At 68.9% G+C, this 15,658-nt stretch carries 11 protein-coding genes and 1 pseudogene; 7 read left to right on the forward strand and 5 right to left on the reverse strand.

Annotated features, from left to right (window positions below; genetic code table 11):
• Positions 1-129 precede the first annotated feature (129 nt).
• From uvrA to hisG, 4 genes and pseudogenes are all read left to right on the forward strand, one after another.
• Positions 130-3,066 (forward strand): annotated as a pseudogene (gene uvrA, locus H7F38_RS16155) (excinuclease ABC subunit UvrA); the annotation flags it as partial.
• A 331-nt stretch (positions 3,067-3,397) separates the two neighbouring features.
• Positions 3,398-4,615 carry an enhanced intracellular survival protein Eis gene (gene eis / locus H7F38_RS16160; protein WP_187090807.1) on the forward strand — a complete coding sequence of 406 codons (1,218 nt, stop codon included), beginning with the start codon at positions 3,398-3,400 and terminating at the stop codon, positions 4,613-4,615.
• A gap of 110 nt (positions 4,616-4,725) precedes the next feature.
• Positions 4,726-4,989, forward strand: coding sequence for a phosphoribosyl-ATP diphosphatase (locus H7F38_RS16165; protein WP_187094763.1), 264 nt, complete (start codon positions 4,726-4,728; stop codon positions 4,987-4,989).
• A gap of 107 nt (positions 4,990-5,096) precedes the next feature.
• A complete protein-coding gene (gene hisG / locus H7F38_RS16170) occupies positions 5,097-5,942 on the forward strand; it encodes an ATP phosphoribosyltransferase (protein WP_187090808.1) in 846 nt (281 codons plus the stop codon).
• A 155-nt stretch (positions 5,943-6,097) separates the two neighbouring features.
• Here hisG and H7F38_RS16175 read toward each other — a convergent pair whose 3' ends face one another.
• Both H7F38_RS16175 and H7F38_RS16180 read right to left on the reverse strand, forming a co-directional pair.
• Positions 6,098-6,889 carry a thioesterase family protein gene (locus tag H7F38_RS16175; RefSeq protein ID WP_187090809.1) on the reverse strand — a complete coding sequence of 264 codons (792 nt, stop codon included), beginning with the start codon at positions 6,887-6,889 and terminating at the stop codon, positions 6,098-6,100.
• Positions 6,890-6,899: 10 nt separating this feature from the next.
• Positions 6,900-7,784, reverse strand: a complete 885-nt coding sequence (locus H7F38_RS16180) for a RecB family exonuclease (protein ID WP_187090810.1) — start codon at positions 7,782-7,784, stop codon at positions 6,900-6,902.
• A gap of 148 nt (positions 7,785-7,932) precedes the next feature.
• Here H7F38_RS16180 and H7F38_RS16185 point away from each other — a divergent pair, with 148 nt between their 5' ends.
• Both H7F38_RS16185 and H7F38_RS16190 read left to right on the forward strand, forming a co-directional pair.
• Positions 7,933-9,087 carry a site-2 protease family protein gene (locus tag H7F38_RS16185; RefSeq protein WP_187090811.1) on the forward strand — a complete coding sequence of 385 codons (1,155 nt, stop codon included), beginning with the start codon at positions 7,933-7,935 and terminating at the stop codon, positions 9,085-9,087.
• A 52-nt stretch (positions 9,088-9,139) separates the two neighbouring features.
• Complete coding sequence (locus tag H7F38_RS16190; RefSeq protein ID WP_255498012.1) at positions 9,140-9,961, forward strand: tRNA (adenine-N1)-methyltransferase; 822 nt, start codon at positions 9,140-9,142, stop codon at positions 9,959-9,961.
• A 24-nt stretch (positions 9,962-9,985) separates the two neighbouring features.
• Here H7F38_RS16190 and H7F38_RS16195 read toward each other — a convergent pair whose 3' ends face one another.
• On the reverse strand, positions 9,986-10,660 hold the full coding sequence (locus H7F38_RS16195; protein WP_187090812.1) for a hypothetical protein: 675 nt from the start codon (positions 10,658-10,660) through the stop codon (positions 9,986-9,988).
• A 490-nt stretch (positions 10,661-11,150) separates the two neighbouring features.
• On the opposite strand from H7F38_RS16195, the gene arc reads away from it, so the two are divergent.
• Entirely contained in the window at positions 11,151-12,953 is a 1,803-nt protein-coding gene (gene arc / locus H7F38_RS16200; RefSeq protein WP_255498013.1) for a proteasome ATPase, read from the forward strand.
• A gap of 46 nt (positions 12,954-12,999) precedes the next feature.
• Here the strand turns inward: arc and H7F38_RS16205 are convergent, their stop codons facing one another.
• Positions 13,000-14,238 carry a DUF1501 domain-containing protein gene (locus H7F38_RS16205; protein ID WP_187090814.1) on the reverse strand — a complete coding sequence of 413 codons (1,239 nt, stop codon included), beginning with the start codon at positions 14,236-14,238 and terminating at the stop codon, positions 13,000-13,002.
• 54 nt (positions 14,239-14,292) lie between these two features.
• Positions 14,293-15,639, reverse strand: a complete 1,347-nt coding sequence (locus H7F38_RS16210) for a DUF1800 domain-containing protein (protein WP_222618122.1) — start codon at positions 15,637-15,639, stop codon at positions 14,293-14,295.
• Positions 15,640-15,658 lie beyond the last annotated feature (19 nt).

Genomic DNA, 15,658 nt, shown 5'->3' on the forward strand with positions numbered 1-15,658 from the left:
CATCGGCGACCGAAGCCCATGACGGGCCCGGCCGGGGTTCGACCTCCGGTTGAGGCCCCGATGCCGGCTGTACTCCGGTGACCTGCGGGGATGATCGCCTGTCGGTGGTCGCACCTAGCATGGGGAATCGTGACTGATCACCTCATCGTGCGGGGCGCCCGCGAGCACAACCTCCGCAACGTCGACATCACCCTGCCCCGGGATGCCATGGTGGTCTTTACCGGGCTGTCCGGCTCCGGGAAGTCGTCCCTGGCCTTCGACACCATCTTCGCCGAAGGGCAGCGCCGGTACGTCGAATCGCTGTCCTCGTACGCCCGCCAGTTCCTCGGCCAGATGGACAAGCCGGACGTCGATTTCATCGAGGGTCTGTCGCCGGCCGTTTCGATCGACCAGAAGTCGACCTCCAAGAACCCGCGATCGACGGTCGGCACCATCACCGAGATCTACGACTACCTCCGCCTGCTGTACGCGCGCATCGGACATCCGCACTGCCCGGTCTGCGGCGAGATCATCTCCAAGCAGACTCCCCAGCAGATCGTCGACCGGGTGCTCGAGATGCCGGAGGGCACCAGGTTCCAGGTCCTGGCGCCGGTCATCCGCGAACGCAAGGGCGAATACATCGACCTGCTCACCGATCTGCAGTCCAAGGGCTACTCGCGCGCGCGCATCGACGGCGTCGTGCACCAGCTGACCGACCCGCCGAAGCTGAAGAAGCAGGAGAAGCACTCCATCGAGGTGGTCGTCGACCGCCTGGTCATCCGGGAGACCGCCAAGCAGCGGATCACCGACTCGGTGGAGACCGGGCTGGGACTGGCCGATGGCGTCGTGATCCTGGAGTTCATCGATCTCGACGACGACGATCCGGGCCGTGAGCGTCGGTATTCGGAACGGCTGGCCTGCCCGAACGACCACCCGCTCGCCCTGGACGAGTTGGAGCCGAGGTCGTTTTCCTTCAACTCCCCGTTCGGTGCGTGCCCCGAGTGCACCGGACTCGGTACCCGCAAGGAGGTCGACCCGGAGCTGATCGTCCCCGACGGTGGTCTGTCGCTGGCCGAGGGCGCGATCCAGCCGTGGTCGCACGGCACCACCAGCGAGTACTTCGTCCGGCTGCTCGAGGGCCTGGCCAAGGTGATGGGCTTCTCGGTCAACACCCCGTGGGACGACCTCCCGGCCGCCGCGCGCAAGGCCGTGCTCAACGGGTCCAAGGACCAGGTGCACGTCAGCTACCGCAACCGGTACGGACGGCAGCGGTCCTACTACGCCGAGTTCGAAGGCGTCATCCCGTTCCTGGAGCGCCGGGCGACCCAGACCGATTCCGAGTCGGCCCGCGACAAGTACGAGGGCTACATGCGGGAGGTGCCGTGCCCGGTCTGCAAGGGCAGCCGCCTCAAGCCGGAGATCCTTGCGGTGACGGTCGAGCACGACCGACTCGGTCCCACCAACATCGCCGAACTGGCCGGCCTGTCGATCAGGGACGCCTTCGACTTCTTTCCCGGGCTTGTGCTTTCCGAGCGCGACCGGATGATCGCCGAGAGGGTCCTCAAGGAGGTGTCCGCACGGTTGGGCTTCCTGCTCGACGTCGGTCTGAACTACCTGTCGCTGGCACGCGCGGCCGGCACCCTGTCCGGTGGTGAGGCGCAACGGATCCGGCTCGCCACGCAGATCGGTTCCGGTCTGGTCGGTGTGCTGTACGTGCTGGACGAGCCGTCCATCGGCCTGCACCAGCGCGACAACCACCGGCTGATCAAGACGCTGACCCGGCTGCGGGATCTGGGGAACACACTGATCGTCGTCGAGCACGACGAAGACACGATCCGTCAGGCGGACTGGGTGGTCGACATCGGTCCGGGCGCCGGCGAGCACGGGGGCAAGGTCGTCGTCTCCGGTCCGGTGCAGGAGCTGCTCGATTCCAAGGAGTCGGTGACGGGTGCCTTCCTGTCCGGCCGGCGGGAGATCGCCGTCCCCCTCGTGCGCCGCCCGATCGACCCGGCCCGCAAGCTCACGGTGGTCGGGGCCCGCGAGAACAATCTGCGCAACGTCTCGGTGGATTTCCCGCTCGGCACCCTGATCGCGGTGACCGGCGTCTCCGGTTCCGGCAAGTCGACGCTCGTCAACGACATCCTCCACGCGGTGCTGGCGAACCGCATCAACGGCGCGCGCACCGTGCCCGGCCGCCACACCCGGGTCACCGGCCTCGACCTGGTGGACAAGGTCGTCGGCGTCGACCAGTCGCCCATCGGCCGAACCCCGCGGTCGAACCCGGCCACCTACACCGGCGTGTTCGACCACGTGCGCAAGCTGTTCGCCTCCACCACAGAGGCCAAGGTGCGCGGCTACCAGCAGGGCCGGTTCTCCTTCAACGTCAAGGGCGGTCGCTGCGAGGCCTGCTCCGGTGACGGGACCCTGAAGATCGAGATGAACTTCCTGCCGGACATCTACGTACCGTGCGAGGTCTGCAAGGGCGCGCGCTACAACCGGGAGACCCTGGACGTCCACTACAAGGGCAAGACCATCGCCGACGTCCTGAACACGCCGATCGAGGAGGCAGCCGAATTCTTCGAGCCCATCGGGGCCATCCACCGGCACCTGAAGACACTGGTCGACGTGGGCCTCGGGTACGTCCGGCTCGGGCAGCCCGCACCGACCCTGTCCGGCGGTGAGGCGCAGCGCGTCAAGCTGGGCAGCGAACTGCAGAAGCGTTCCACCGGACGCACCGTCTACGTCCTGGACGAGCCGACCACCGGTCTGCACTTCGCCGACGTCGAGAAGCTCCTGATCGTCATCAACGGTCTGGTCGACAAGGGCAACACGGTCATCGTCATCGAACACAACCTCGACGTCATCAAGACCGCCGACCACATCATCGACATGGGGCCGGAAGGTGGGTCGGGTGGCGGTCTGGTCATCGCCGAGGGAACCCCGGAGGAAGTGGCGGCGAATCCGAAGTCCTACACGGGTGAATTCCTGACCCAGGTCCTGCGGGGCCGTGGAGTGGCCGCCGGTGCCAAGCAGGCCGGTCGTGCCCCGGCCGCTCGGAAGGCGCCGGCCAAGGGGGCCGCGGCGACGACCAATGGCGGTTCCGCTGGAACGACCAATGGCCGCGCGACCGGCACGTCGGCCGGGACGGTGAACGGCACCGCGGCCGGGGCGTTGAACCCCACGTCGGCCGGGATCGCGAACGGCACCGCCAAGACCAACGGGAGCGCGGCCGGCCCAGCGGCCAGGAAGACCGTTCGCAGCACTCCGGCGGCGGTCTCGACGATCCAGACTCCGGTGGTCACTGCCGACATGGCCGAAGCCAGGGCGGCTGCCACGAAGGCCAGACGGCGGGCGGCCAAACTGCGCTGACCCGAATACTCGGACGACGGCCGCCGTGGCCGGCGGTAGCGTCACCCGGGTGAATCTCCGACTGCTCACCGAAGCCGACGCAGCAAGTTCCACCCTGATCAGCCAGCATGCCTTCGGGCTGCCGACCGACGGACGTCCGGCATTCACGATCGGCCCGGAGATGCGGCGGTGGGGGATCTTCGACGGGGAAACCCTGGTGGCCAAGGCGAACGACCGGGCCTACGACTCCTGGATCGGTGGTTGCCGCGTGCCGACGGCCGGGGTTGCCGGAGTGGTGGTCGCCCCGGAATACCGTGGTGCCGGTCTCGCCCGTCAGGTCATGACGCACCTGCTGCACGCCGCCCGTGACCGCGGCGCAGTGATCGCGACGCTGTTCCGGACGGCACCCGCCCTGTACCGCTCCCTCGGCTTCGAGCAGGTCGCCGAACTCGTCGACGGGTCGTTGCCGACGTCGGCGCTGCGCGGAATACGGCCGGCCCACACGACCCTGCGCCGGGCCACGGCCGAGGATGCGACATCGATCCGGAACATCTACGCGAGAGTCGCGGCCTCCGGATCATGCCTGCTGGCCAGGGACGGAGCTGCCTTCGAGGTGGGTGACCGGGAGTTGATCGCCGCGACGGACGGAGTCACGCTGGCGATCGACGAGAACGGCGGCGCGGTCGGGTACGTCAGCTGGAACCGCGGCAGTGGCTACGGGGGATCGGCCACCCTGAGCGTCGTCGACCTCCTGGCGGTGACCGGCGACGGCTATCAGGCCCTGGTGTCCGCCGTCGGCTCGTTCGATGCGGTCACCCCGACCGTCCGGATCCGGACCTCGGGAACGGATCCGATCCATTGGCTGATCCCGGGGGCCGGCTGGTCGGTGTCGGAGGTCAGCCCGTACATGCTGAGGGTGATCGACCTGGCCGGCGCGGTGGCCGCACGGGGCTGGCCGACCGGTCTGACCGCTGAGATCGATCTGGACGTCGAGGATCCGCTGTGCCCGTGGAACTCCGGCAGCCACCGCCTCGTCCTGCGGGGTGGAACCGGTCACCTCGAAGACCTCGGTGGCGGCTCGCCGGAACATGTCGGGGTGGAAAGCGGCGGGGTGGACGCCGCGGCTACCGCGGTGACACTCCCGGGCCTTGCGCTTCTCTACGCAGGCGGGGTCACCTCGTCAGCCCTGCGCAGGACCGGGCTGATCACCGGTGGATCCGCCGGGTCCGACACGTTGCTGGACGCCGCCTTCGCCGGTCCGCGGCCCGCCGTGTTGGACTACTTCTGATGGGGGTTCCGGCCCGTCCGGAGGTGATCGGCGGTCGCCCCGACCGCGTGCGATCCGGAGTCGGCACCGTTGACCGGAAGGCTGCGCCGCATCTGGGAGAATGGGCCATCGTGAAGACCTTCGATGCCCTGTTCGCCGAGTTGCTCGATCGTGCGGCCCGGCGCCCCACCGGATCCGGCACCGTGGAGGCGCTCGATGCCGGCGTCCACGCCCAGGGCAAGAAACTGCTCGAAGAGGCCGGCGAGGTCTGGATCGCGGCCGAGCACGAGAGTGACGACGCGCTGGCCCTGGAGATCTCCCAGCTGCTCTACCGCGCGCAGGTCATCATGGTCGGGCGAGGCATCGGGCTCGAGCAGGTCTACAAGCATCTGTAGGGCGCCGCACGCTGGTTCCCGCGCCGTACGCGCTGCCCTGACCTGTCTGAAAACCGTTGCTGCATCGGGTAGCCGGTCACCGTTCTGCTGAAACCTGAGGAACTTCCATGCTGAGAGTTGCCGTCCCGAACAAGGGCACGTTGAGCGAGCCCGCCACCGAGATGCTGCGTGAGGCCGGCTACCGGCAGCGGCACGACTCCCGTGACCTGACCGTGCTGGACGCCCCGAACGACGTCGAGTTCTTCTTCCTGCGCCCCAAGGACATCGCGATCTACGTCGGGTCCGGCGAGCTGGATCTGGGCATCACCGGCCGCGACCTGACCGCGGATTCCGGGGCCCCCGTCACCGAACAGCTCGGCCTCGGATTCGGTCACTCCACGTTCCGCTACGCCGCGCCGATCGGCCGGGAGTGGCAGGTGTCGGATCTCGCCGGACTCCGCGTTGCCACCGCCTACCCGAAGCTCGTCCGGGAGAACCTGGGTGCCAGAGGCATCACCGCGGACGTCATCCGGCTGGACGGCGCCGTCGAGATCTCCATCCAACTCGGCGTCGCCGATGCGATCGCCGACGTCGTCGGATCGGGGCGCACGCTCCGACAGCACGCCCTGGCGCCGTTCGGCGAGGTGATCTGCGACTCCGAGGCCGTCATGATCACCCGCGCCGACACCGACGTGTCGTCGGCAGCCCGTCAGCTGATCAGCCGGCTGCAGGGTGTGGTCTTCGCCCAGCAGTACCTGATGCTCGACTACGACTGCCCGAAGAATCTGCTCGACCGGGCCACGCAGATCACCCCCGGTCTCGAGTCGCCGACCGTGGCTCCGCTCGCCGACCCGGACTGGGTCGCCGTCCGGGCGATGGTGTTGCGCAGCCAGTCGAACCCAGTGATGGACGCCCTGGCCGCCGTCGGCGCGAAGGCGATCCTGGCCTCCGACATCCGCTCCTGCCGGCTCTAGCAGGCGTGGATCAACTTCGCAGGCATGGACGAAATTGACGACTTCTGTCCCATGAGCCCCAAATGGCCAACTTTGATCCATGCCTGGGAAGTTGATCCACGCCAAGAAGGGGGCAGGCGGGGTCAGCGACTCCGGGGAGTCCGATCCGGTCCGGCTCAGGCCAGCGGGCGGACGGTGAGCGTCTGGGCGGAACGCCCGATCGGCCCGTCGAGGTCGTGCAGGACGGAGGAGGTCAGCCCGAGGCCGTCGGCGCCGAAGGAGACGTCGGTCTCCATCCCGACCCAGATGCCGGTCGGTCGGCGGAACAGGTGCACCGTGAGGTCGGTGTTCGGGAACATCACCTCGCCGGGCATGGCGCGGACGGCCACGCCGTTGGCGGTGTCGATGACGCCGAAGAACCGGGCGAGGTCCGACGTCGGTTCGCCGTCCAGGAGGGTGCATCCCGGCCGCACCCAGACGGTCGACCGGCCCGGGACGTGGCCGCCGAGCCTGCGGGCTTCCAACGACCGGATGAAGCCACCCGGCCAGATACCGGCCATCGGGAACGGTTCGGCCTCGTCGGGGCCAGGGATGCGTCCCAGGTCGGTCGCCGCGATCGCCGAGGTGTCGGAGACGGCCAGTCGCCAGGCGACGGCCCTGACCACGGGACGACCGCCGGCCGTCATCTCGGCTTCGAGCAGTTCGATCGTCCGACCGGGGCGCACCACCCGCGCGGTCACTTCGACCTCGCCTGACGGGATCGACCCCAGGATGTCGTAGGCGACCCGTGACATGGCCAGATCAGTTCTGGGAGAGCAGCTCTCGAGCACATGCGCGATCAGTCCCGATACCGGCGCCATGTGCTGCTGGCCGCTGGACCACGCTCCCTGAGAGTGTTCCGTCGACAGATATCGGCCGTCGCCGAGCGGTAGGTAGTAGGCGGGCGGTACCGCGGTCGGAAGGTTCACCGCGCCAAGGTTAGCCGGGCTCCCCGGACCGGTTCACCACTCCGACGTAGGGGGGCGGCGTACCGCCGAACTCCGGACACGACGATTGGTGGCTGCACCACCGGCAGGCCGAACTCCGGCGCGGAGGGAAGTCCCCGGTCGCCACCGCGCAGCTGATCGCGGCCCACAGAGCGACCACGCCGCGCTCGAAGGCGAGCAGCTCCTCGAGGCTGGGGCGATAGCGCAGGGTCGCGGAGTCTGCGAGATACAGCAACTTCAGCTCGGTCGGCACCACACCATGCAGTCGATAGATCATCAACGCGTAGAACTTCAGCTGGTAGAGGCTCCCGGTCTCCCACTGCTCGGAGGGCGACCGTCCGCTCTTGTAGTCGACGATCCTGATCTCGCCGGTACGCGCGACGTCGACCCGGTCGATGAAGCCTTTGAGCGGAACCGCACCGTCGGGTCCGGCGAGTTCCACGGTGACGGCCAGTTCGCAGGCCCGCGGAGTGAACGACGAGGGATCTTCCAGGGTGAAGTACGACCTGACCAGGCTCGCCGCACCGACCAACCAGGCCGCCCGGTCCTCGTCCGTCACCAGCGCCCCCAGTGCGGGATCCGCCGACAGACGCTCCCAGGTCGGTGCCACCGATTCGAGGCAGGCCTGCTCGGTGCGATCGGTCGGCGCCGCGGCGAACAGTCGCTCCAGGACGGCATGGACGAGCGTCCCCCGGACGGCGGCCCTGCTCGGCGGCTCCGGGATCCGGTCGATGGCCCGCAGACGGTAGAGCAGTGGACAGGTCTTGAAGTCGTTGGCGCGCGAGGGCGAAAGGCTGAGCGCCGGTCGAGGAACCGAAGGCTCGACCGGCCGGACCGGATCCGCGGCCGCTGATGGCTGGGTCGACCCCGATGACATGGCCCGAGCGTAGATCCGGGCACCGACAGCGACCTCGCGCGCCGCGCGCCCCAGCGACGCCCCGCGCCCCAGCGACCACGCCCGCCCCAGCGACCTCGCGCGCCGCGCGCCACCGGGGCCCGGCACGGGCGGGCACTACCCTGCTGGGGTGTCCGTCGATCCGCTCCGCACCGCCTTGCCGCGACCCCAAGGCGGCCGGCGGAGCTTCGGCATTCCACTGGGGCGCATCGGCGGCATCCCCATCGTCCTGTCCCTGTCGTGGCTGCTGTCCGTGCTGATCATCGCGATCCTGGCCACTCCGGTGGTGCAGCAGGCGATTCCGGGCATCTCCACCGGCGCGGCCGTGGCGGTGTCGATCGGGCTCGGCGTGCTGCTGGGGGTCAGTGTGCTGGCGCACGAACTGGGCCACTGCCTGGCCGCACGTTCGCTCGGCGTCCCGGTGCTGCAGGTCCGTCTGTACCTACTGGGCGGCGTCTCCGAACTCGGCCGTCTCCCGAGCACGCCACGGGAGGAGGCCGCCATCGCCGCAGCGGGACCAGGGGTGTCGGCCCTGCTGGCCGGCGTGTTCGGCCTGCTGGTCGGCAGCACCACACCGCACACCGTCAGCTGGCTGCTGCTGATCGAACTGGCGCTGGCGAACCTGGTGGTGGCGTTCTTCAACTTCCTGCCCGCACTTCCGCTGGACGGCGGACGCGTGCTGCGGGCCGGTGTCTGGCGTGTCTCCGGCCGCCGGCGGTGGGGGACCCTGTCCGCGGTGATCGGCGGCTACGTCATCGCGCTCGCGCTGGTGATCTGGGGCCTCGTCGAGCTCGCCGGATCCACCAGGGCTGCCCTTCTGCAGGGCGGCGTGGCCGTGGTGATGGCCGTCTTCATCGGCATCGGGGCCGCCTCCGAGCGGAACTCCGACAAGGTGGTCAGGTGGCCGGCGCACGTCACCATAGCCAGCCTGGCCAGGGCTGTCGTGCAGTTGCCGGCCGAATCACCGGTCGCGCTCGCGCACCAGGTGGCCGCGGGCCGTGCCGTGATCCTCACCGGAGCCGACGGTCTGGCCGTGGGGCTGATGGACGAAGCAATGGCGATCGAGCTGGCCAGGAACCAGCCGAACGCGCCCGCCACCATGGCGGCCCGGCCGATCACACCCGAGATGGTGATTCTCGCCGACGACCAGCCTGCGGAGGTAGTGGATCGCCTGCGCCTCGTGTCCGCGACCCACTTCCTCCTGGTCGACGACAGCGGCCGGCCCGCCGGAGTTGTGCTCGCGGACGACATCGCCCGGATACTGACCAGGCGCCGGAACCACTAGGCGCCGGCAGGGGTGTGCCGATCAGCGGCCGCCGCCGAGGTGAAGGAGTGCAGTGAGCAGGGAATTCGTAGTCGGAGACCGCGTTCAGTTGACCGACCCCAAAGGTCGCAAGTACACGATGGTGCTCGAGACCGGGGTGATGTTCCACACCCATCGGGGCGCACTGGAGCACGATGCGCTGATCGGCCAACCGGAAGGATCGGTGATCACCTCGGCCGGCAAGACCGACTATCTCGCGCTGCGCCCACTGCTGACCGACTACGTCCTGTCCATGCCCCGTGGCGCCGCCGTGATCTACCCGAAGGATGCGGCCCAGATCGTGCACTGGGGTGACATCTTCCCCGGAGCGCGCGTGCTGGAGGCCGGAGCAGGTTCCGGTGCACTGACCTGCTCACTGCTCCGGGCCGTCGGGTCCGAGGGATCCGTCCTGTCCTACGAGGTGCGTCAGGACCACGCCGACCACGCGATCAAGAACGTGGACAGGTTCTTCGGCACGCGGCCGGCGAACTGGGAGCTGCGGGTGGCCGACATGGCCGAGCACACCGGTGAGGTCGACCGCATCATCCTGGACATGCTGGAGCCGTGGTCGATGATCGACGTCGTGGCGGCCGCGCTGGTGCCCGGCGGCGTGTTGACGGTCTACGTGGCCACCACGACCCAACTGTCCAAAGTGGCTGAGGCGCTGCGCGATCACGGCGGTTTCACCGAGCCGGACGCGTGGGAATCCCTGCACCGCCCATGGCACGTGGTGGGTCTGTCGGTGCGACCGGAACACCGGATGCAGGGCCATACCGCTTTCCTGCTCACCAGTCGGCGGATGGCGCCGGGACAGACCGCGCCCAAGCCGCAACGCCGCCCGATGACCACCCGCTGACGGTCGTCAGCCCGAGCACATCTTTCAGCTCCCGTCCTCGACGACCATCTCGAAGGTGATCGAGGTGGTGGTGGAGCCAGTGCTGGCGGACATCTGAATGGTTCCCCGATCCCCGCTGAGGACGGGAAGTCCGGTGATCCTGATGAACTTGATCGCGTCCAACTGGCTCTGCGTCGTCTGGGCGGCCGCGGCCCGACACACCACGGCCAGCACGCCGCCGAGGCTCTTGTGGTTGACCGCGTCGACGAACGCCGACGCGGTCGCGTAGGCGGCTGCCCGGTCGCCATCGGTCCGCCCGCCGGTGGTCGGGTCGCTGGTGCGGGTACCCGTCGTTCCGGTGTCCGTCGGGCGGGTGTCCGTCGGCCGGGTGTCCGTCGTTCCGGTGTCCGTGGTGGGCGCGTCCGTGGTGGGGGTGTCCGTCGGTCCGGCGTTCGTGGTGGGCGCGTCCGCGGTGGGGGTCACGCCGGAATTGCCGTTCCCGCCATCGGTTCCGGTCGAGGAACCGGGCGCGGGAAAGGGGCGCGCCCCTCCCGGGTTGCCGCCAGGCGTGCCTGCGGGATTCCCGGCCGAACTTCCGGCGGGAGCGGAGCTCACCGGTCCCAACCGGCCGGCGTCGGTCGAGGCGGCCTTCTTGGTGACCAGGACGGTGATGACCACCGCAGCCGCGATGACGACGACAGCCAGCACCGCCAACAGCACGCTGCGGTTGCCTCTCGACGGTGGCGGGCCGGGCGGCCCTCCCCAGCCGGCAGGAGGCTGCGGCGGGAAGTGCGGCTGCGGTAGGAAGGGCGGCTGCGGTGGATAAGGCTGCGGTGGGAACGACTGCTGCGGTGGATACGGCTGCGGTGGATACGGCTGCTGTGGGTACGGCTGCTGTGAACCCGGCTGCGGGGGAAACGGGGATCCGGGTGGGTGGAGCGGTTGGCGACCGTACTCGGCCCAGGGGTTCCCGCCGGGTGGTGGCTGCTGCCAGGAATCGTTCATGTCGGTGTGCGTTTCCCTCCGGTCCAACGGCCGTTCCACTCTGGTTCGCCCGCTTGTCGCCCCTCCGACGGTCGACCAGGGGCCGGGGTTCCCCGGTACGGCCGTCATTCACACGTCACCCGTATGACTCATGCCTCCGCTGTACTGCTCTCAGGCGCAGGTAGGGTTGAAAGATCTACGAGCCCACGGACAACGGGAGGGCGATGTGACAGACGGCGACATCACCGGCGGCGATCATGGATCGGCCGGAGATCAGACGGGGCCGGAACACGGCTACCTCCAGAGTCCGGCCGCGCTGAGCGCGCAGATCCGGGTATTGAACGACGAGGTCGCCCAGCTCCGTCGCCGCCTCGCGGTGGCCCCCATGGACACCCGGCCGCTGGAACGCCAGCTGTCGGAGTCGATGACCCGGCTCAACGCCCTCACCGAACGCAACGAGAAGCTGGTCCTGACGCTTCGTGAAGCCCGCGGCCAGCTGCTCCAGCTGAAGGAAGAGGTCGATCGTCTCGCCCAGCCGCCGAGCGGCTACGGCGTGTTCCTGTCGTCCGGGCCGGAAGGCACTCTCGAGGTGTTCACCGGCGGCCGGCGGATGCGACTCGCGGTCTCGCCGTCGATCGACGTGCCCGCCCTGCGGCGTGGCCAGCAGTTGCGGCTCAACGAGGCGCTGACGGTGGTCGAGGCCGGCGCCTTCGAACTCGTCGGTGAGGTGTGCGCGCTGCGCGAGGTCCTGGACCACGATCGGGCTCTGGTCGTCGGGCACGCCGACGAGGAACGGGTGGTCAACCTGGCCTCCCCGCTGATGGACATCGCACTGAAGCCCGGTGACTCCCTGCTGGTCGACACCAAGGCCGGATTCGCCTACGAGCGCGTCCCCAAGGCCGAGGTCGAAGACCTTGTGCTGGAGGAGGTGCCGGACGTCGAGTACAGCGACATCGGCGGGCTCACCCGGCAGATCGAGCAGATCCGCGATGCGGTGGAGCTTCCGTTCCTGCACGCCGAACTCTTCCGGGAGTTCTCGCTCCGTCCGCCGAAGGGCGTCCTGCTGTACGGCCCTCCCGGTTGTGGCAAGACCCTGATCGCGAAGGCCGTCGCCAACTCCTTGGCCAAGAAGGTGGCCGCGGCTCGAGGGGTCGAGCACATCACCAGCTACTTCCTGAACATCAAGGGCCCGGAGCTGCTGAACAAGTACGTCGGCGAGACCGAGCGCACCATTCGACTGATCTTCCAACGGGCCCGTGAGAAGGCTTCGGACGGCACACCGGTCATCGTCTTCTTCGACGAGATGGACTCGGTCTTCCGGACCCGCGGGACGGGTGTCTCCTCCGACGTCGAGACCACCATCGTCCCGCAGCTGCTCAGCGAGATCGACGGCGTCGAAGGTCTGGAGAACGTCATCGTCATCGGGGCCTCCAACCGCGAGGACATGATCGACCCGGCCATCCTGCGCCCGGGCCGGCTGGACGTGAAGATCAAGATCGAGCGTCCGGACGCCGAATCGGCGACCGACATCTTCGCCAAGTACCTGGTGCCGACGTTGCCGATCCACCCGGACGATCTCGCCGAGTTCGCGGGGGACCGTCAGGCGACGATCACCGCGATGATCCAGCACACCGTGGAGCGGATGTACGCCGAAACCGACGAGAACCGGTTCCTGGAGGTCACCTACGCCAACGGCGACAAGGAGGTCCTGTACTTCAAGGACTTCAATTCCGGCGCGATGATCCAGAACATCGTCGACCGGGCGAAGAAGTCGGCCATCAAGGAACGCCTCGAGACCCGCGGCGCCATCGGTACGGGTGGCCTGCGGATGACGAATCTGCTGGACGCCATCATCGACGAGTTCGCCGAGAACGAAGATCTGCCGAACACCACGAATCCGGACGACTGGGCGCGGATCTCGGGCAAGAAGGGCGAGCGGATCGTCTACATCCGCACGCTCGTCTCGGGCAAGCAGTCCGAGGGATCGCGGGCCATCGACACCGCCTCCAACACGGGTCAGTACCTGTAGGAGCGTGACCTGTCGAGGCGTCCCAGGATCGATGGTCGTCTCGTGATCAGGCGAGGAAGCCCAGGGGCGCGGCGGTGCTCCCGACGATCGGCTGCGGGTCGGTACGCACCACCTTGCTGAGCAGTTCGCCGTAGACCGTGCGGAAGTCGACGTTGGACTTGAGGTCGGCGTCATCCAGGTCGGTCAGGCTCGGCTGTTCGCCGTAGAAGCCGCCCTTGACCGGCAGGCCGGCGACGAACATCGGCCCGGCGGTCCCGTGGTCGGTGCCGTGCGAGGCGTTGGCGCCGACCCGGCGGCCGAACTCCGAGTAGGCCATCACCACGACGTCCTTGCCGCGGGGATCGGCGGCCATCGACGCGAGGAACCCGGACAGGGCCGTGTCCAGGGTGCCGAGTTGGGTCTGCTGGGTGCCCTTCTCGTCCGCATGGGTGTCGAAGCCGCCGAGGCTGACCGTGTAGACGGTGGTCGGCACACCGGCCTTGATGCAGCGGGCCACCATGTCGAACTGTGCGCCCAGACCCTGCTGTCCGCCCGCCGTTCCGGCGGGGGTCGCCTCGTCGGCCGGGGTGACGTCGGCCGCTCCCGCCAGCACCGGCGAGAAGGTGGCATCCACCTTGCGCTCGGAACAATAGGACGCCGCGACCATGGCCTGGAACGGCGTGTCGGCGCTGTCGGTCTTGCCGAGACCGGTGAACGCAGCACCGAGCGCGGCCGGGAGCCGGGTGCTCCGGCCCAGCGGGAGGGCGGCCGCGGCGCCCTTGGCCCCGACGGCCAGCGGCGGCAACACCGACCCGATGTTGACCGCCCGGGTCGGGTCGTCGCCGGAGAGGTCCAGCCACCGCCCGATCCAGCCCGTGTTGATCGGAGCCGAGGGAGAGGCCGTCTGCCAGATGTCCATTGACCGGAAGTGGCTGTGGTCGGGCTGCGGATATCCGACGCCGCGGACGATGGCGAGCTGCTGGTTGGACCAGAGGGCGGCCATCCCCTTCATCGCGGGGTTCAGGCCCAGTCCGTCGCCGAGCTGGTGCACCTCCGCCGCCGTGTACGCGAAGTCAGGACGGGCCTTGAGGTACGCCGGATCGGCGTACGGGATGACCGCGCCCAGGCCGTCGTTACCGCCGTACAGCGTGACGATCACCAGGATCGGGGTGCCACCGGCCAGCGGGTTGGCGGCGGCCTTGCGTTGCAGTTCGGGCCAGCTGACGTAGCCGGCCGCGACGGCCGCTGCTGCGACGCCTGCGGTCCCGGAAGCCACCAGGAATCGGCGGCGGGTCACGATGTTCATGCAGATCACCTCGAAATATGTTGTGGTGCAGACGAATTGAGGAAAGACGGGGGTTCAGTTGGTCAGGTACTCGGGGGTGTTGAGTGCGATCGTCACCAGCTGGGCCGGATCGGAGACCACGCCTTTCAGCACGGCGGCCGTGCGCGCGCTCCACGCCGGTACCCCCAGCAGGTGGGCGACGGCGTCGACCCGTCCGGCCGCCGCCACCGAGCCGACCGGATCCAGATCCGCCCGCTTCACCAGGGCCGCTGCGGTGGACATCCTGAGGTCGGCAGCGGCAGTGGACAGCCAGGCCGCTCCGGACGGCCAGCCGCTGACGTTCGGCGGGTAGAAGGGGATCTGGCCGAGGCCGCGCAGCACTGCGATCAGCTTGAGTGCGGCCGCCTGGTCGGGCACCGGAACCTTCAGTGCGCGCACCGCGCCGATCAGCCATTCCACCGGGTTGATCACCTGGGTGCCGGCGGCAGCGGTGAAATCGGCGGATCCGAGCATCGTGGACAGCATCCCGGTGACGGAACGGGTACTGCCGTAGCCGGCGACGCAGGCGTTCACCACGGCGAGCGTGGGAGCGTGATCGGAGACCAGCTGGCCGTACATCCGGGTGGCGAGGTAGCTCGGCGACGCCGGGCGGGCCAGGATCGCATCGCAGTAGCCGACGTCGTCGAGGTTGCCGGTGACGCCGAGCAGTGTCTTGCTGCCGTCGTCGTGCAGCTGGGGACGCAACATCGTGCTGCCGTCGGCGCTGATCCGCCAGCCGGTCAGTGCTCTGGCGCCCTCGCGGACGTCCTGCTCGGTGTAGCCGTCGCCGTGGCCGAGAGCGAACAGCTCCATGAATTCGCGGGACAGGTTCTCGTTGGGCGCACCGGCGGTGTTCTGCTGGCCGTCGAGCCAGAACAGCATGGCCGCGTCGGTGAGCATCGCCAGCGCCAGCGGCCGGAAGTCGCCGCGGCCCATCGTGCGGAGCTTCTGGTTCTGCGCCAGCATCCAGCCGGCCCGGCGGACCTTCGTCGCGGACGTGGCGAAGTGGTCGTGCCAGCAGAAGGTCAGCTTCTCGCCGAACGGTTGCTCGACGGCCACCATCCGGCGTACCCACCATCCGGTGAGTTCCTGCAGCTGGCCCTGCAGCTGGTGGTTGTAGGACTTGCGAGCCGCCGTACCGGCGGCCTTTCCGAGCGGGACGATCGGCTCGAACGTCGGCGCCGGCGTGGCGATCGCGCCGACGTCCCGGTCCGGGTCGGCCGCCAGCGTCATGGCCAGGTACCTGGGGGTGCCCATGGCCACCACCGCATCGATGGCGGCGCCGGTGCCGCCGAATCCGGTGCGTCGCACCAGTCGGGCTGCGGCCGCCCAACTCCCCGGCTCGCCGGAGGTCACGGCCTGGTACTGCGGGAAGGTCTTCACAACACCCAGCGTGCGCCGT

Origin of the sequence: Nakamurella sp. PAMC28650 (assembly GCF_014303395.1) — a bacterium.
In the GTDB taxonomy this organism is placed as follows: domain Bacteria; phylum Actinomycetota; class Actinomycetes; order Mycobacteriales; family Nakamurellaceae; genus Nakamurella.

Bases quoted from the DNA above. Each gene is read 5' to 3' on its own strand.
- hisG (WP_187090808.1), top strand. From the start codon at position 5,097: ATGCTGAGAGTTGCCGTCCCGAACAAGGGCACGTTGAGCGAGCCCGCC.
- H7F38_RS16180 (WP_187090810.1), bottom strand. From the start codon at position 7,784: ATGTCATCGGGGTCGACCCAGCCATCAGCGGCCGCGGATCCGGTCCGG.
- H7F38_RS16205 (WP_187090814.1), bottom strand. From the start codon at position 14,238: ATGAACATCGTGACCCGCCGCCGATTCCTGGTGGCTTCCGGGACCGCA.